Annotated in this window: 14 protein-coding genes; 6 read left to right on the plus strand and 8 right to left on the minus strand. The window is 67.9% G+C overall.

Annotated elements, in window-relative coordinates; all coding sequences use genetic code 11:
* Nucleotides 1-87: 87 nt before the first annotated feature.
* From BM150_RS21705 to BM150_RS21730, 6 genes are all read right to left on the minus strand, one after another.
* Nucleotides 88-1,551 (minus strand): NCS2 family permease, encoded by a 1,464-nt coding sequence (locus BM150_RS21705; protein WP_092929569.1) that lies wholly within the window; start codon nt 1,549-1,551, stop codon nt 88-90.
* A gap of 277 nt (nt 1,552-1,828) precedes the next feature.
* Nucleotides 1,829-2,278, minus strand: a complete 450-nt coding sequence (locus BM150_RS21710) for a deaminase (RefSeq protein ID WP_092929571.1) — start codon at nt 2,276-2,278, stop codon at nt 1,829-1,831.
* A gap of 213 nt (nt 2,279-2,491) precedes the next feature.
* Nucleotides 2,492-4,807 carry a xanthine dehydrogenase subunit D gene (gene pucD / locus BM150_RS21715; RefSeq protein ID WP_092929524.1) on the minus strand — a complete coding sequence of 772 codons (2,316 nt, stop codon included), beginning with the start codon at nt 4,805-4,807 and terminating at the stop codon, nt 2,492-2,494.
* Between the two features lie 100 nt (nt 4,808-4,907).
* Nucleotides 4,908-6,278 carry an 8-oxoguanine deaminase gene (locus BM150_RS21720; protein ID WP_245755666.1) on the minus strand — a complete coding sequence of 457 codons (1,371 nt, stop codon included), beginning with the start codon at nt 6,276-6,278 and terminating at the stop codon, nt 4,908-4,910.
* A 71-nt stretch (nt 6,279-6,349) separates the two neighbouring features.
* On the minus strand, nt 6,350-6,853 hold the full coding sequence (locus BM150_RS21725) for a (2Fe-2S)-binding protein (protein WP_092929528.1): 504 nt from the start codon (nt 6,851-6,853) through the stop codon (nt 6,350-6,352).
* Entirely contained in the window at nt 6,844-7,752 is a 909-nt protein-coding gene (locus BM150_RS21730) for an FAD binding domain-containing protein (RefSeq protein ID WP_092929530.1), read from the minus strand. The genes BM150_RS21725 and BM150_RS21730 overlap by 10 nt, the downstream gene beginning before the upstream one ends.
* Nucleotides 7,753-8,137: 385 nt before the next feature.
* Here BM150_RS21730 and BM150_RS21735 point away from each other — a divergent pair, with 385 nt between their 5' ends.
* The 4 genes from BM150_RS21735 to BM150_RS21750 all read left to right on the plus strand — a co-directional run bounded on the left by BM150_RS21735 (nt 8,138) and on the right by BM150_RS21750 (nt 12,779).
* The gene (locus BM150_RS21735; RefSeq protein ID WP_092929531.1) at nt 8,138-9,664 is read left to right on the plus strand and encodes a PucR family transcriptional regulator; all 1,527 of its coding nucleotides are present in this window, start codon (nt 8,138-8,140) and stop codon (nt 9,662-9,664) included.
* Nucleotides 9,665-10,132: 468 nt separating this feature from the next.
* Nucleotides 10,133-11,386: a type III PLP-dependent enzyme gene (locus BM150_RS21740; RefSeq protein ID WP_092929533.1), complete on the plus strand. Its 1,254-nt coding sequence runs from the start codon at nt 10,133-10,135 to the stop codon at nt 11,384-11,386.
* Nucleotides 11,387-11,461: 75 nt separating this feature from the next.
* Nucleotides 11,462-11,860: an adenosylmethionine decarboxylase gene (gene speD, locus BM150_RS21745; RefSeq protein ID WP_092929535.1), complete on the plus strand. Its 399-nt coding sequence runs from the start codon at nt 11,462-11,464 to the stop codon at nt 11,858-11,860.
* Nucleotides 11,861-11,900: 40 nt separating this feature from the next.
* Nucleotides 11,901-12,779: a spermidine synthase gene (locus BM150_RS21750; RefSeq protein WP_092929573.1), complete on the plus strand. Its 879-nt coding sequence runs from the start codon at nt 11,901-11,903 to the stop codon at nt 12,777-12,779.
* Nucleotides 12,780-12,948: 169 nt separating this feature from the next.
* Here BM150_RS21750 and BM150_RS21755 read toward each other — a convergent pair whose 3' ends face one another.
* Nucleotides 12,949-14,118: a hypothetical protein gene (locus BM150_RS21755; protein WP_092929537.1), complete on the minus strand. Its 1,170-nt coding sequence runs from the start codon at nt 14,116-14,118 to the stop codon at nt 12,949-12,951.
* Nucleotides 14,119-14,248: 130 nt separating this feature from the next.
* On the opposite strand from BM150_RS21755, the gene rbsK reads away from it, so the two are divergent.
* A complete protein-coding gene (gene rbsK / locus BM150_RS21760) occupies nt 14,249-15,145 on the plus strand; it encodes a ribokinase (protein WP_092929575.1) in 897 nt (298 codons plus the stop codon).
* Between the two features lie 114 nt (nt 15,146-15,259).
* Here the strand turns inward: rbsK and BM150_RS21765 are convergent, their stop codons facing one another.
* Nucleotides 15,260-15,628, minus strand: coding sequence for a histone-like nucleoid-structuring protein Lsr2 (locus BM150_RS21765; protein WP_092929539.1), 369 nt, complete (start codon nt 15,626-15,628; stop codon nt 15,260-15,262).
* A 387-nt stretch (nt 15,629-16,015) separates the two neighbouring features.
* Between BM150_RS21765 and BM150_RS21770 the strand changes: the two genes are divergently transcribed.
* Nucleotides 16,016-16,549 carry a histone-like nucleoid-structuring protein Lsr2 gene (locus BM150_RS21770; RefSeq protein WP_092929577.1) on the plus strand — a complete coding sequence of 178 codons (534 nt, stop codon included), beginning with the start codon at nt 16,016-16,018 and terminating at the stop codon, nt 16,547-16,549.
* Nucleotides 16,550-17,361: the final 812 nt, after the last annotated feature.

Raw genomic sequence — 17,361 nt, forward strand, 5'->3', positions numbered from 1 at the left:
GGCCTCGCCCGGCGGCGATCTCGCGCGAAATCGCCGCCGGGCGGGGAACCGGGGAACCCCGGCGCGTGCGCGGGTCCTCGCGAATGCTCAGGAGACGCCGAACACGGCCTTTATCCCCTCGATCCCGAAATAGATCGCGAAGATCAGCGACAGCACGCTGAGCAGCCAGCCGATCTCCTTGGCACGTCCCTTGCAGATCTTGATCGCGCAGTAGGAGATCAGTCCCGCGCCCACGCCGTTGGTGATCGAGTAGGTGAACGGGATGATCGCCACGGTCAGGAACACCGGGATCACGAAGTCCTCGTCGTGCCACGGAATGTTGCGCACCTGCGCCATCATCATCCCGCCGACCAGGACCAGGGCGGGAGCCGCAGCCTGCGCCGGAACCACCGCGGCCAGCGGGGTGAACAGCATGGTGGCCGCGAACAGCACGCCGGTAACCACGCTGGCCAGACCGGTACGGGCTCCCTCGGCCACTCCGGCCGCCGACTCCAGAAAGACCGTGTTCGGGGAGGAACCGGTGACTCCACCGCCCACCGCGCCGATGCCGTCGACCAGCAGGATGCGGCCCATCCCCTGAACCTTGCCGTCCGAACTGGTCAGCCCGGCCTCACTGCTGACGCTGGTGATGGTGCCCATCGCGTCGAAGAAGCCGGACAGCACCAGCGTGAACAGGAACACCACGGCGGCGATCACACCCGCGTTCACGAACCCGCCGAACAGGTCGATGTTGCCGAACAACCCGAAGTCGGGCGTGGCCACCAGGCTCGACGGCAGGTCGGGCGTGGTACGCCCCCACTGTTCGGCGGGCACGTCGAACACGGCGTTGACCAGTACCGACAGCAGCGTTCCGGTCACGATGCTGATCAGGATCGCACCGGGCACCTTCCGGGCGACCAGCACCACCATCAGCAGCAGGGTCAGGCAGAACAGCCCCAGCGGCCAGCCGACCAGGTGCCCGCTCGGCCCCAGCTGTACCGGGACATCGGTGTTGGCCGCATCGGGCTGCCTGGTGACGAACCCGGCGCTGACCAGCCCCACCAGCGCGATGTAGAGACCGATGCCCACCGTCAGCGCGGTCTTGAGCGCGGGCGGAATCGAGTTGATGATCCGTTCCCGTACCCCGCTGATCGCCATCAGCACGATGCACACACCTTCGAGCACCACCAGCCCCATGGCCTGTGCCCAGGTCATCTCCGGCGCGACCGTGAAGGCCACCACCGGTATCACACCGAGTCCGGCCGCCATCGCCAGCGGCGCGTTGCCGACCACACCCATCAGGACGGTCATCACCCCGGCGCACAGCGCCGTGGCGGTGGTGAGCTCGGTGTTGCTCAGACTCGCACCCGTGATGTCCTCGGCGGAACCGAGAATCAGCGGGTTGAGCAGGACGATGTAGGACATCGCCACGAATGTCGTGATCCCGCCCCGCACCTCGCGGGACATGCTGGAACCGCGTCGGGTGATCCGGAAGTACCGGTCGATCGGTGAGCGCGGCTCGGGCTCGGGGGCCGGATCCGTGTCCGTCGAATCCGGTCTCAGCTGGGTCATGCGTCCTCCCATGCCGGTGGGCGCCCCCGGCCCGTGCCTTCGGCGACGGCTTTCGGGCCGGACTGGTCCTCGGGCCGTGAACAGCACTGTGTCCGGCCCGATCAGGGGCGTTTGGTGAGTTACGAATGTTTCGAGCACGGCGGTTGACGCCTTGCTGCGGGGGGCTGGAACGCGCACCGAGGCGCACTCCTCGCTCCGTACCCACGGCAGCGGTCGCGACCCGGTCGTCGCGACCCGCCGCCGCCGTGAAACGGCACCGACAGCGTAAACGGAGCCGTCAGTACTCGACGCGGTCGGCCTTGTTCTGCCAGGCGTCGAAGGGTTCGGTCCGGTTCGCGATGTCGAGGCGCCGTACCGGCGTCGGCCACACCGCGTCGGGATCGGTGAACAGTTCGTAGAAGGCCCGGTCGTCGAAGCCCGCGACCGCGGCGTCGTGGCGATCGGCCGCGAAGCCGATCCGGTCCACCCTGCTCCACAGCGCGGAGGCCAGGCACATCGGGCACGGCTCGCACGAGGAGATCAGCACGCAGCCGTCCAGCCGGAAGCTGTTCAGGTTGCGACAGGCGTTGCGGATGGCGGTGACCTCGGCGTGGGCGGTGGGATCGAGATCGGTGGTCACCATGTTCGTGCCGGTCGCGACGATCTCCTCGCCACGACCGATCACGGCACCGAACGGACCGCCGCCGTTCGACACGCTGTCGGTGGCCAGCCGGATCGCTTCCCGCATCCACTCCTCGGCTCGTGCCGGGAGCGCGTCCACGGTCTGCTGTGCGGACAAGACTGTTCCTTTCCTGGTGCGGACGGTTGGGCGGACCCGAGTGGGTTCCGGCGCGGCGCGCGGAGCACGAATCGTTCGGGGTGTCGTGCCGGTATCCGCCCGGGTCCGCGGTAGAGGTGTCCCGAGCGGGCCCGTGGTCGCCGGGCCCGCTCGGGCGGCGACTCAGCCGATGACGTGCTCGGGACCGACCGGCACGTGGGTGAGCTCCTTACCGGTGGCGGCACGGATCGCGGCCACGATCGCCGGGGTGGAGGAGATCGTGGGGGGTTCCCCGACGCCCCGCACGCCGTACGGGGCGTTCGGATCGCCCCGCTCGATGACGTCGACGTTCATCGGCGGCATGTCGAGGATGGTCGGGATCAGGTAGTCGGTGAACGAGGGATTGCGGATCTTGCCCTCGCCGACCTGGATCTCCTCCATGACCGCGAGACCGAGCCCCTGCGCCGAACCGCCCTGGATCTGCCCCACCACCGACTCGGGGTTGACCGCCTTGCCGACGTCCTGCGAGCAGTCCAACTGCACCACTTTGATCAGTCCCAGCTCCGTGTCCACGTCGACCACGGCACGGTGGGCCGAGAAGGCGTGCTGCACCTGCGCGCGCTCGCTGTGCCCCTGCTCGTCGAGCGGGAACGTCTCGCGGTGGTGGTACTCCCTGGTCTCCTCGACGACCTCGGAGCCGAGAACCTCGGCGATGTCGGCCAGCACGCCCGAACTCGCCGAAACGACCTTCCCACCGGCCAGCGACAACTCCGAGGGAGGCTCGCCGTACCGCTCCGCCGTGAGCGCCAGCAGCCGTTCCCGCACCGCCCGGCACGCCGCCTGCACCGCACCACCGGTCACGTAGGTCTGCCGGGAGGCGGAGCTGGAACCGGCCGGTCCCACGCTGGTGTCGTTCGGGTGGATGTTCACCCGTTCCACACCCAGCTCGCTGCGGGTGATCTGCTGCTGCACCGTGACCACGCCCTGACCGACCTCGGCGGCGGCGGTGTGCACCATCGCGAGCGGTTCACCGGCCACGACCTGCAACCGAACCCGGGCGGTGGAGAAGTCGTCGGCACCCTCGGCGTAGCAGATGTTCTTGATGCACACGCCGTAGCCCACACCGCGCACCACCCCTTCGCCGTGGGTGGTGTTGGAGGCCCCGCCGGGCAGGTCCCGGATGTCGGGCGTGGTGTCGGGGTGCTGCGCCTCCGGCAACGGCAGGTCGCGCACCCGGCGCAGCAGCTCCGCCACCGGTGCCGGGTAGTCCAGCACCTGACCGGTCGGGGTGGTGTCGCCCCGGCTGATCGCGTTGCGGACGCGCAGTTCCACCGGATCCATGCCGAGCTTCGCCGCGAGCCGGTCCATCTGCGACTCGTAGGCGAAGGCCGGCTGCACGGCTCCCAACCCGCGCATCGCACCGCAGGGCGGGTTGTTGGTGTACATGCCCCAGCCCTGGATCGAGACGTTGGCCACGTCGTAGGGCCCGACCCCCAGCGTGGTGCCGTTGCCCACCACCACCGGGGTCTTGGAGGCGTAGGCACCCCCGTCGAAGTAGAGCTGGGCGCGGACGTACACCAGGTCGCCGTCCTCGGTGGCCCCGTGCTCGTAGTACATCCTCGCCGGGTGGCGATGCACGTGGCCGAAGAAGGACTCCTCCCGGTCGTAGACGATCTTGACCGGTCTGCCGGTGCGCAGCGCGAGCATGCAGACGTGCACCTGCATGGACAGGTCCTCCCTGCCGCCGAACGCGCCTCCCACACCGGACATGGTCATCCGCACCAGCTCCGGGTCCAGGTCCAGCGCCGCCGCCGTCTGCTTGCGGTCACTGTGCAGGTCCTGCGTCGCCAGGTACAGGTCCACCCCGCCGTCCTCGGCGGGGATGGCCAGCCCGGACTCGGGACCGAGGAACGCCTGATCCTGCATACCGACGGTGTAGGTGCCCGAGACCACGACATCGGCCGTCGCGTCGGGATCGCCCTTGACGATCGGCTGGTACCGCACCGTGTTGCCGCCGGGGTGCACCTTCGGCACCGACTCGTCCCGGGCCGCCAGCTCCGCGTCGACCACCGGTTCCAGCACCTCGTAGTCGACCTCGACCAGATCCAGCGCACGCCGCGCGGTCTCCGGGTGATCCGCCGCCACCAGCGCCACCGCCTCACCGCGGTACCGCACCACGTCCTCGGCGAGCACCGGCTGGTCGATGTCCTTGAGACCGTAGAGATTCCGTCCCGGCACGTCCGCCGCGGTCAGCACCGTGTGAACGCCCGGTGCGCGCAGCGCCGGACCGATGTCGATGGAGCGGATCCGTGCCGAGGGGTGCGGGCTGCGCAGGGTGGCTCCCCAGAGCATGTTCTCCGCCCACAGGTCCGAGGAGTAGGCGAAGTCCCCCCGCACCTTCAGCGTTCCGTCCGGACGCAGCGGTGATTCGCCGACCCCTCCCGCGATGGCGTCGTCGAGGTCCTGGGGGCGATGTGCCGGTGCGTGTGTATTGCTCATCGGGCCACCTCTTCCGGAGTGTGTCGTGCCGACCGGTCTCGACGTGCGGCTGTCACGGAGCGGGGGACAGCCGGGCGGGGAACCCGCGAGGGTGTCGAACTCATCCGACCCCCTTGGCGGCGATGCTCGAACAGCTCCGGCGCAGCTCCGCTGTGAGGTCGCGCTCCGATTCCCGCGTCAACCGGGAGTCGGCGACGATGGTCTCCCCGCCGCACAGCAACCCGCGCAGCTTCGGGAGCGGGCCGAGCGCCAGCGCGGCGACCGGATCGCCGATTCCCGCGTGGCCCAGGCCGTCGAGGTCCCACAGCGCGATGTCGGCGAGCTTGCCGGGCTCCAGCGAACCCAACTCGTCCTCCCGGCCCAGACAACGCGCCCCACCACGGGTTCCCATCCACAGCGCGTCACGAACCGACAACGCGTCCGGTCCGTACCGCGCCCTGCCGAGCAGCAGCGCCTGGCGCAGTTCGTCACCGAGCCGCCCCGACTCGTTGGAGGCCACCCCGTCGATACCGAGACCGACCGGGGCGTTGTGGTCCAGCAGGGGACGAACCGGAGCGGTTCCGGCCCCGAGCCGTCCGTTCGAACTCGGACAGTGCGCCACCCCGGTGCCGGTTTCACCCAACCGCGCGACGTCGCGCTCGGAGAGGTGCACGCCGTGCGCCAGCCAGACGTCCTCACCCAGCCAACCGAGCCGCTCGGCGTACTCGACCGGATCGCAGCCGAACTCCCGATCGCAGCGTTCGAGCTCGTCGATCGTCTCCGCGAGGTGGGTGTGCAGCCGCACCCCGTGGCGTCGGGCCAGCTCGGCCGACGAGCGCATCAGTTCGCCGCTGACCGAGAACGGGGAGCAGGGGCCCACGGCCACCCGCACCCGGGAGTCGAAGGCCGGGTCGTGAAACCGTCGGATCGCGTCCTCGGTTCCGCGCAACGCCGACTCGGTGTCCTCGACCGCCGAGTCCGGGGGCAGTCCCCCGGCGGACTGCCCCCGGTCCATCGAGCCGCGCACCGCGTGCAGCCGCACGCCGATGCGTTCGGCTCCGGACACCACGCCGCCGAGCACATCCCCACCCGTGTCGGGAAACACGTAGTGGTGATCGGCGACAGTGGTGCATCCCGACAACGCCGTCCAGCCCAGCCCCGCCGCGGCGGCGGAACCGGTCAGCTCCTCGTCGATGCCCGCCCACACGGGATAGAGCTCGGTGAGCCAGCCGAACAGCGTCGCGTCGACCGCGTAACCGCGTGTCGCCCACTGGTAGAGATGGTGATGCGTGTTGACCAGGCCAGGGGTGACCAGGCAACCGCTGCCGTCCACGCGGCGCACCGCTCCCGGCTGCGGCGGGGCCGCACCGGGCCCCACGGCGCTGATGCGGCCGTCCTCGATCACCACGTGGCCCTCGGCGTACTCGGTTCCCGTGGCCGAGATGTTCGGTTCCGGTGCGTCGACGGTGACCACGGCCGCACCCTCGATCACGGTGCGGCTCGGTTGTCGTCGCGCGTCGCTGCCATTCGTTCCGGGGCTGCCACTCGTTCCCGGGCCGTGGTTCATTCCCGGTCACCCCCGGTGGACTCGGAGATGCCGGTGCCCGCGTTCCGCTCCGCCGCGGTGCGTACCGCGGCCATGATCTTCTCGTAACCGGTGCACCGGCACAGGTTCCCGGCCAGCGCCTCCCTGATCTCCGCGTCGGAGGGATCGGGCACCCGGTTGACCAGGTCGTCCGCCGCGACCAGCAGGCCGGGGGTGCAGAAGCCGCACTGCACCGCACCCTCGTCGATGAAGGCCCGCTGCACTGGGGCCAGTTCCTCCTCGTCGGCGAGACCCTCCACGGTCCCCACCTCGCGGTCCTGCGCCTGGCCCGCCGCCACCAGGCAGGCACAGACCGGAACCCGGTCGAGGTATACCGTGCAGGATCCGCACTCGCCCTGTTCGCAGGCGTTCTTGGAACCCGGGAGCCCGAGCCGCTCCCGCAGTACGTACAGCAGGCTCTCGCCTTCCCACACGTCGTCGGCGGTCATGTCACGGCCGTTGACGTTCAGCTTCAGGCGCATCGTTGCCTCCCGGAGAATTCGGTGTCGCCGCGGTACTCGTCCCATGCCCAGGACAACGTGCGGCGCGCGAGCACGCGCAACGCGTGTGTGCGGTAGCCGGCCGTACCTCGTACGTCGTCGATCGGTGCCGCCGCGTGGGCCACCAGCTCGCCGAACCGCTCGGTGATCGAGTCGGGCAGCGGGCGCGGGTCGTCCCACTGGTCGGCGTCGGTCAGCGCCGCGGCCAGGAACGCCTCGGCCTCGGTCGCGGGGCGCGGGGTGGGGGCCGCCGAGCCCAGTCCGGTACCGACACCGCGCCGGTCCGGCCACAGCGCGATCGCGAAGGTGCACACGGCGATGACCATCGCGTTACGAGTACCGATCTTGGAGAACTGCTGCGGACCCGTGCTCACCGGCACGTGTACCGCCGCGACCAGCTCGTCCGGGGCCATGGCGGTGCGTTTGACCCCGGTGAAGAACTCGCCGATCGGGATCGTTCTGCTGCCGCGCACCGACTCCAGCTCGATCTCCGCGTTCGACGCCAGCAGCGGGGGATGTCCGTCGCCCGCCGGGGAGGCCGACGCGAGGTTCCCGCCGAGCGTTCCACGGTTACGGATCTGCGGCGATCCCACGGTTCGGGAGGCCATGGCGAGCCCGGGCAGGCTGGTACCCAGCTCGTCGATCAGCCGCGAGTAGGGCACGCCCGCGCCGATGCGCACCGACGCCACACCGTCCCGCTCGGTTCGCGACCACTCCCGGAGCTGTTCGATGCGAGTCAGGTCGAGCAGCGTCTCCGGACGCCGGTGGTCGAAATTCAGTTCCACCATGACGTCGGTGCCGCCCGCGACGGGAGTCGCATCGGGGTGGTTGGCCTTTGCTTCGAGCGCTTCGCTCCAGCAGGCCGGTCGTAGGAAATCCACTGTGTTTCTCCAGATCACAACCCGAGATAGGCCGTTGGGATGTGAGTAAGTACACAACCTGTCCACCCGAATTGACTAGCGGCGGAAAACATGAATCGAACCGCTGGTGAACGAGTGGTTTTCGTGCTTTCCTACAACCAACGGCCCGGCACGGGCTCGGCATCCGAGTGCGTTGTCTGTGGGCAACGTAGCCGAGCACCGGCGCGGAGCGTGGAATTTCCCGTAATGATCGTGTTTCGGCGTGTGCCGCCCCTTGCAGCCGCCACCGTGGACATGCCTAGGATCACCGGGTTCCGAGCCGCCGCACGGCCGACTCGGGCGAACGGACCCGGTCCGGGGCGGCGCCTCCGGCGGATAACGGCGATTCCAGGAATTAGGTGCGTGCGTGCTTCTCGGCGATCTGTTGGACGATTCCCGGCTGGGGTTGACCCTGCTCACGGGAGGCGACCGGCTGGACCGGGTGGTGCGCGGGGTGTACGTCACCGACCTCATCGACCCCAGGCGTTATCTGCAGGGCGGTGAGCTGGTGCTCAGCGGCCTGGTGTGGCATCGGCACTCCACCGACTCCGAGGAGTTCGCGGCCGCGTTGTCCGACGCTGGGGTGGCGGCCCTGGTGGCCGGCACGGCACGGTTGGGAAGAGCGCCTGCGGATCTCGTGCGTGCCTGTGCCCGGCACGGTGTGCCGCTGTTCGAACTCTCGGTCAACGTCAGCTTCAACACGCTGTTCGAACACGTGCTCGGTGCCGTCCGCAACGAGCGGACTTCCGGTCGGGACCTGGTCACCGACGTGGCCGCGGGCGCCGATCTCCCCAGGGTGCTCGCCGCCGCCGCGTCCAAGTTGGGGAGCGACTGCTGGGTTTGTTCCGCCGTGGGGGCGACAGTGGCCGAACACGGCGAGTTGTCCGTCCCCGACCGCCGCACGCTCGTCCGCGAGTTCCTGCGCGCCGAGCGGCTTCCCAGAACGGTGGCCACCGAGCGGGGGGACGCCTACGTGCTCTGGCCGGTCAGTTCCGGAACCGAGTCACGTGCCGCCAGGTGGTTCCTCGTGCTGCCCGCCGAGGAGGAGCAGCGGGACACGACGCGGGAGTCGGTGACCAACGAGCTCGCCACGGCGGTGGCGCTGCTGCGCAGCAGGCTCGACGAGGGACGCCAGGTCTCCGGTGGCCCGGTCGGCACCGCGTTGCGCGCGTTGCTGGAGGGCTCGGCCGGTTCCAGGGAGGTGGCGGGCAGGCTCGCCGAGGCGGGGCTGTCCGGGGAAGGAACGCTGTGCGTGGTGGCGTTGTCCATGAACGGGAGTTCGGAAGCCGCCGCGGACGTGCTGCGGGAGATCGCCGCCGCCACCGGTCTGCCCTCGGTCACCGCCCCCGTGGAAACCGGTGCGTTGGCGGTGTTCGGTGAGCGAGCCGGTGGTCCGGTCGAACTGGCCGGGCTGGCCGGGTGGCTGCGCGGCACGCTCGCCGACCTCGAACACGGCCCCACCTGGCTGGGGGTCAGCGTGGGAGTAAGCGACCTGGCCGATCCGAGCGGGTTGCGCGGCGCCGTCGAGGAGGCCCGCTACACCCGGCGACTCGCCGAACAGCGCGACGGTCGCTGCGATATCGCCACCGCGGCCGATCTGGTCTCCCAGCAGGTTCTGCTCTCGGCGGTGCCCGACGAACTGCGACATTCCTACCGGCAACGGTTGTTGGGGGGACTGCTCGCCTACGATCGCGATCACCAGTCGGACCTGGTTCACACGCTGCGGACGTTCCTGGAGTGCTCCGGATCCTGGTCGCGCTGTGCCCAGCGGTTGCACGTTCACGTGAACACGCTTCGTTACCGCGTCCGACGGGTGGAGGAGATAACCGGCCGTGATCTCGGTGACTTCCCCACCAGGGTGGATTTCTACCTGGCACTGCAGATCAACGGTTGATCGGTTCCGCCGAGCGGGCTGGGCGCGAGGGGAGCGGTGAATTCCCGGTCATCCCTCGTTGGGGTGGCCGAGGGGTGGTCGTCGATGTGGTCGAGATCACCTTCGCGGTGTCGATCGGTGTCGTGAGGGTTCCGCTGCCGAACCGTGATCCGGAGGGTTCTTCGAACCGCTCGATGGGAATCACGATCCAATTGGCGGGACACTGCCGAGTGAGTGAAACATCTCGGCTCCGGTGAACGATTCGCTGGGTGGCCACGGGCCGTGTCAGTAGTCACAATCGGTTCCGCTGTCCGGGGGAAGCCTTGGGTGTGATTGGAAAATGCGCCGCCATCAGCGGTACCGTTTCTGGTCGGTGCAGGGCATTCACCGCGGTTCGGTCCTCCTCGGGCCCCGTAACGGATCGGCCTGGCCGGATTGGTGTGTTCCACGCGACGGCCCGCCAACGGCCGAGAAACGGAGGTTTCGGGATTGACCGACCTGTCCGGCAGCCACGCTGTGACGGACCGCCCCGGTGGCGGCACCACTGTCGGGACGACCGTGAACGGGGCGTCCGCGGCCTCCGCCGCGGAGTCGGAACGTATCCGCCGCTTCCTCGACGAAGCGTGCCCCGGCACCCCCTGCCTGGCCGTGGACCTCGCCGTGGTGCGGAATCGTTTCTCGCGGCTGAGCGCGGAAGTGCCCGGGGCGCGCGTCTGCTACGCGGTCAAGGCCAATCCCGATCCCCGCGTCGTCGCCGAACTGGTCGGCCTGGGGGCCTCCTTCGACGTCGCCAGCCCCGGAGAGATCGAGCTGTGCCTGCGCCAGGGTGCTCCGGCCCGGGCGATCTCCTACGGCAACACCATAAAAAAGCCCGCTGACATCGCTCTCGCGCATCAACGCGGAGTCCGGCTGTTCGCCACCGACAGCACGCCCGATCTGGAGAACATAGCCGCCTCGGCGCCCGGAGCGGGCGTGTTCTGCCGAATCGCGGTGGACAACACCGGTTCCCGGACACCCTTCGGGCGCAAGTTCGGCTGTTCACCCGCGACCGCGGTCCGGTTGCTGCGGCGTGCACGTGAGCTGGGGCTCGTGCCGTACGGAGTGTCGTTCCACATCGGCTCGCAACAGCTCTCCTCCGAAGCCTGGGAACACGGCATCGCCGCCGCGGCCGAGGTGCTGCACGACCCCGACATGCCTGCCGACGCGGTTCGCATGGTCAACCTGGGCGGGGGGCTGCCCGCCACGTACACCCAGCCGACCCCGGAACTGTCCGAGTACACCGCCGTGATCGAGGACGCGCTGCGGCGCCACTTCGGCACCGACCGCCCGGAGGTGCTGCTCGAACCCGGTCGCCACCTCGTGGGGGACGCCGGTGTGCTGCGCAGCGAGGTAGTGCTGGTCTCAGAGGACTCCGCGGGGCAGGGACGCTGGGTCTACCTGGACGCGGGGCGCTACAACGGCCTGGCCGAAACCGAGGGTGAGGCGATCACCTACCGGCTGCGCACCAGCCGGGACGGGGACCCGCTCGGCCCGGTGGTCCTGGCCGGCCCCACCTGCGACGGCGACGACGTGCTGTATCAGCACACCCGCTACGAACTTCCGAGCACGCTGCGCGGTGGGGACACGGTCGACCTGCTCAGTGCCGGTGCCTACACCGCGAGTTACTCCTCGGTCTGTTTCAACGGATTCGAACCACTTACCACTTGTTGCTTCGACAGTGCCGAGACCATCGAACGAGCGTGACCGGCCGAGACGCGGTGCGAGGCTCGTTCGGGAAGTTTCCCAGTAGGAATCTGCGAAATGTTGGGAGGTCGATAGATGTCAATTGATGCCGGAACCCTGCAGCCTGTTGGTCTGTTCACCGGTCAGCACGTCCTAGCCGAACTCGAGGGCGTGGCCGCTGAGCTGCTCGACGACGAACAGTTCCTGACAGACGCGCTCAACAGCGCACTGGACCGTTCCCAGGCCACGGTGTGTGACGTGATCTCGAAACGATTCGATCCGCAGGGTGTGACGGTGCTCGCGCTCCTGTCGGAATCCCACGCTTCGTTGCACTCCTATCCGGAAAACGGTTCGATCTTCATCGATGTGTTCACTTGCGGGAACAGGGCACAGCCGGAGCGCGCGGTGGATCTGCTCGCCGAGTCGCTGGGCCCGACGAATGTGAACTGCCGGACGATCCGGCGTGGTCATGACTACGAAACAGGCCTCACGTGAACAGCGTGTGTTCGGCCGAGCTCATCCGAAGGAGCGGGAGTTGATCGAGCTCGACGGCAAGCAGTGGATCCAGGAGCCGCTGGGTGACGACATGCGGCGGCTCTGGCGCGTCGACGAGGTGTTGTGGGAAGGCGACACCGCTTATCAGCACGTGGTGATCGGCCGTACCGGCCAGGGCGTCGCGTTGTTCTGCGACGACGATCGGCAGAGCACCGAGTTCTCGCAGCTGGTCTACCACGAGGCGATGATGGTGCCCGGTTTTCTGCTCGCGGAACAGCTTGAACGGGTGTTGATCGTCGGCTCCAGCGAGGGTGTGGCCAGCCGGATGGCCGTCAAGGCGGGCGCCGCGCGAGTGGACCACGTGGATATCGACAGTGAGTGCGTGCGCGTCTGTGCCGAGCACCTTCCGTACGGATACACCGCCGCCGAGCTCGCGGATCTGGAAGCGGGCAACGGTCCCATAAAGCTGCACTACACCGACGGGTGGAGTTTTCTCGACCAGGCGATCGGTGCGGGAGAACGCTACGACCTGGTGATCGTGGACCTCCCCGACGAACGGGCGGACGAGACCGACAGTCAGCACAACCGCCTGTACGGCGAGGAGTTCATTCGAAGGTGTCATGCCGTGCTGGCACCCGGAGGTGTGGTCGGTTTCCAGGCCGGATCACCGACGGTCTGGCGCAACACCACGCTCGTCCGGGCCTACAACCGATTCCGCACGGTGTTCGACACTGTCACCTACTTCGGTTCCGACGAGCACGAGTGGGCATTCCTGTTCGGCCGTGTCGAACAGCTGGACGACCCGGTCAACGTCATGCTCGACGCGATGCCGAAGAGCCAGTACGAACCGGCCACGATCGACGACGCGAGTCTGATCGGCTTGACGGTCCCGCCGTACTCGGTGCGCCACCAGGAGTGACGACTCGCGACACCGGCCGTGGAACGGGGCTCCGCGTCCGCGGTGGCGGGGCCCGCACACGGCCGGTGTCCGTCGAACGCCGCCACACCGCCTGCTGATCACCGGTGGTGCGGCCGGAAGCGTCCGGATATCGGTCCGGCCCGCGGAGCGGTTCAATCCCGATGCCGGTTCACCCGAGATACGGGTGTTGCCCCGTACCGCTGCCCGCGTCCTCGTACTTGTTGAACCACTGGTCGAACGCGAGTCCTCTGGTGCGCAACCGTTGTTCGACGGCTTCCCCGGTTACCGACTCCTCCGAAGCATCGGACCGGTCGGCAGTGATCGTCTCCACCGCGAACAGCTCCTCGTAGGCGTTGTCGGGGCACGCGTGAGCCGCGAACGACTCGAACAGCGGCGCGCTCTCGTCCCAGCTCATCAGCTCCGTGGCCTCCAGCACCACGCGGGCCTCGTTGATGAACAGCCGCAGTGCCAACGCCTCCGCCACACAGCGCGGTGGTTGCCAGCGAGTGCCCGTCAGTCGGGTGGCCACGGCCGCGGAGCACAACAGCAGTGAGCGAGTGAAACGCGCGTCGTAGTTGTGCTGGTAGCACGGCGGAAGCTCCTCCAGTACCAGCAGCCCCACCGCGCCGTCCGCCGTGGCGTCGTTGACCGTCAGTGCCAGCTCGTCGTAGAAGAGCTCGTCGGTCACGACGCTGACGGCGTGAATCAGCGCGCCGGCCGCGAGGTTCGCCCGCTGCTCGTTGGTCCCGCTCGCGTCGAAGGCATTCGGCGCGAAGGCGCGTAGCCGCTCCGAGAGTTCGTGCAGCCGAATCCGCCAGTTCTCCGTCTCGGGCGATTCCGCGCCCGGGGAACGCGCTTCAGCGGTGCCGCCCGAGCCGGTTCGCCAGGAATCCGACTCCGGGAGGTCGGCCTGCTCGAACGCGTCCTCGACCTCGGCCTGCAACCGCTCATCGGCCTCACCGAGCTGACCACCGGAGTGCTGTTCCGCCGCCGCGAGGCTCTCGTTGAACTCGTCCTCGGTGATCTTCACTTCGGAGTGCGTGAGCGTCCAGTGCTCCAGCACCTGGCTGTCCAGCAGGATCTCCCGCAGCACGTTGGCGGCGGCGTTCTCCGCGGCCGACAGTGAGGGGGCGTCAACCGCGAGCATCACGGTCGACCCGTCCGGACCGACCTCGATCCGGTAGTCCAACACGTCGATGTCTTCCTCCTCGGGGCCCGCCACCCCTTCGACTCGACCGAGCTGGTGATCGAGTACCGACACCACCCCCTCCTGTTGTAGTGGGTCGAGCTTCGAGATGTCCACCGGAGGCCGCAGCCCCGCGGTCACTACATAGTCCACCGCGTCTCGTCCTCTTTCCGACTCGTTGCCGGGCATGGTACGTCCCGGCAACCGGCGGGTCGTGTACGACGCGCCAGCGCCCCTCGCCGCTCCGTTCAACCGGCGGGACGGTCATTATGGCCCCGTGACGATGGTGACGGTATTCGGTAGTTGCAACATGGATCTGGTCGCCTACGTGGCGACACCACCATGCAGGGGAGAGACGGTGCACGGTCGTGCGTTCAGCACCGTCCCCGGCGGGAAGGGAGCCAACCAGGCGATAGCCGCCGCGAGAGCCGCCGCGAACACCCGGTTTCTCGGCGCGGTCGGTGATGACGGGTTCGGCAGTCGGATCCGTGCCGAGCTGGGCGACTCCGGAGTCGACACGGCGGGGCTGCGGACGGTGGAGGGACACAGCGGTACCGCGCACATCGTGGTCGACGACGACGGTGGAAACTCGATCATCGTCGTGGGAGGTGCCAACGAGACGGTTGATCGACTGCACGAGGGTGACGCGGACGCGATCGCCGACTCGGACTGTCTGCTGTTGCAGTTGGAGACCCCGCTGCGGGGAGCTTCGGAGGCCGCCGAGGTGGCCGCCCGCAACGGAGTGCGCGTGATCCTGACACCCGCCCCGGCGGAGCCGGTGCCGGAGTCGCTGTTGTCGAACGTGGATCTGCTGGTGCCGAACGAGCACGAAGCAGCTGTTCTCACCGGTGAGTCGGATCCGGAACGAGCCCTGCCCGCGCTGCTGGAAAGCGTTCCGGAGGTCGTGGTGACCATGGGAGATCAGGGGGTGTGCTACGGAAATCGAGCGGGCGAGCGCGTCAGGATGCCCGCGTTCTCGGTGCGGGCGGTGGACACCACGGCGGCGGGGGACACCTTCGTCGGTGTGCTGGCGGCGGCGTTGGCCCGCGGTACGGATATCACCCGAGCGTTGCGGCATGGTTCCGCGGCAGCGGCGTTGTCGATACAACGAAAGGGCGCGAGCGGATCGATGCCGGTGGAGGACGATATTCACGAATTTTTGGAGCGGGCCACCGATTGAACGAAAAACGATCACATTTGGCGTGCTTTCGTGCACGCAATGTTTTCGGCGCCGGCCTCCCCGGCGGGCGGGGACCACTCGTGTCACCCCGCCCGCCAGGGCACTACAGCCGGATCACTGTGCTTTGTCGTAGGCCTCGACGATCTCCGCGGGAATCCGGCCACGATCGGAAACCTGCATACCCTGTTGGCGTGCCCATTCCCGAATGGCCTGATTCCGTTCACGGTCGGCGGCTTTCGGTGCTTGTGAGCCGCTGTTCGACTGGCGAGTTTTCCCGGCCTTGTTCGCCTTGCCGCTGCGCTTGCGGCCACCGACGCGACGGGCGCTGGAAAGATAGGGAGCCAGCGCGTCGCGGAGTTCGGCAGCGTTTTCGGACGACAGGTCAATCGTGTAGTTCACACCATCCAGCGCGAACTCGACGGTCGACTCCGCTTCGGAACCGTCGACGTCGTCGACCAGTTGAACCGTTACCTTCTGCGCCACTGCTAACCCTCGATTCCGGATCGTTTTCGTCGGTCATCCACAGCTTACGACGAAGCGCGACAGTACAATAAACTAGCGTTACTCTATTGTCGTGAACGGCCGCGACGTGATGTTGTAGTGAGCTCCGCGTCACTGTTCGCGTTGTAGTGCTCTTCCCGGAGCAGCACAACACGGAGTACCGCGTTGCCCGAGTGAGGGGTTCCAGTACTATTGGTTTTTAGGAACCGACTACATGGGCGTGGGTGGTTTACGAGCGCGCATGAGGCTGTTCTATCGTGAGGAGGAGACAACGGCCCGACCGCGTGCTATAACGTAAGTGTCGGTCGGAGGTGTCTTACCGGCAAGTGTCGCGGAGCGAGACGGGGCACGTTCCCGAAACAGGTGATCATGGCCGAGCGGATTCAGGTCGAACTCGTCGACGACATCGACGGGTCCGAAGCGCAGCAGACAGTTACTTTCGCCATGGATGGCGTGAGCTATGAAATCGACCTGAGTGAACAGAATGCGCGGAACCTGCGTGAGCTGTTCGGGCCGTACATCAGGCAGGCACGCACGGCGCAGCAGCAGAACAACAACCGGCGGCAGAGCCGGAAGCAGGAGCGGGAGGACCGGAAGACCCGGCAGGCCAACCGCAAGCTGACCGAGGAGATCCGGGGTGCGGCTCGGCGCAGTCACGAGCGCTATCAGCAGGATCGCCAGGAGCAAGCGGCGGATCGGGCCGAATCGACGTCGCGGAGTGACCAGCTCGACCAGAGTGGCCAGCTCGATCAGGAGACGCTGCTGGAACACCCGCTGTCCTTCGCGCCGGATGCTTCCGGTCAGGTCGCCGGCGGACAAGCACCGGCGGAAGACGTCGAGGACACCGAGGAGAGCCGTTTCCCCGCTGTTTCACTTCCGCAGTTCTCTTCCGCGAACGAGTGAGGCAGGCACGCTCGTTCACGTTGTTCCGTACCAGTGCACCGTGCCGGTGCTCTGCCGGGTTCTGTCGTGCCCGTGCGGCCGTGGCACTCGCTCGCCGATGCCGCTCGACTACCGGCGACGGAACGATCTCCCCACTCGGCTGGTACCGCCGCGGGCTCCTCGCGACAGGGTCCTCGTGCGGCGGACCACCTGGCTTGGCCGCCGCTGGGCGCCGCCGGTGTGAACACGCCAGTCGACTCATACGGTGAGTGGAAACGGTTCGGCGTGACAGGGCACCGTTCGGGCCGCCTCCGGACGGCCCGAACGGTTCGGTGATGTCCGATCAGTCCTCCGCGCGATGGCGGCGACCGGTGCTGCGCTTGCTCTGTTGCGGCGGTGGTTGTGTTCCGGCGCTGTGGCTACCGCCCGAACCTTGGTCCGACTGATCACTCTGTTCGTGAGCACTTTCCAGGGAGGCGACAAACTCGGGTGGGGCACTGGTCGTCCAGTGGTCCCCTTCCGGGTCGATCAGCGTGTTCCGCAATTCGGTGTAAATCGGTGTCGAATCCACTGCTACCCCCGTGGTCGTGTTCCGAGGTCGAGGTTACCGCGCTCGCCGGTGACGGAACGAGGTGTGGCCGATACTCACCCGAACGTGGACGAGTGTGAATACCGAGCGCCGGCTTGACGAACAATCACGGCTGTTTCGTTGCATGCTCTCCCCCTGGACGTGTGAAACCCGTGTTCACCTGGTGTTTTGGTGGTTGGTGGGGGTGGGTGTGTGGGGTGGTGTGGTGGGGGTTTAGAGTGGTTGTTGTCAGCACGGCGGTGCC

The organism is Actinopolyspora alba, assembly GCF_900112765.1.
Taxonomy (GTDB): domain Bacteria; phylum Actinomycetota; class Actinomycetes; order Mycobacteriales; family Pseudonocardiaceae; genus Actinopolyspora; species Actinopolyspora alba.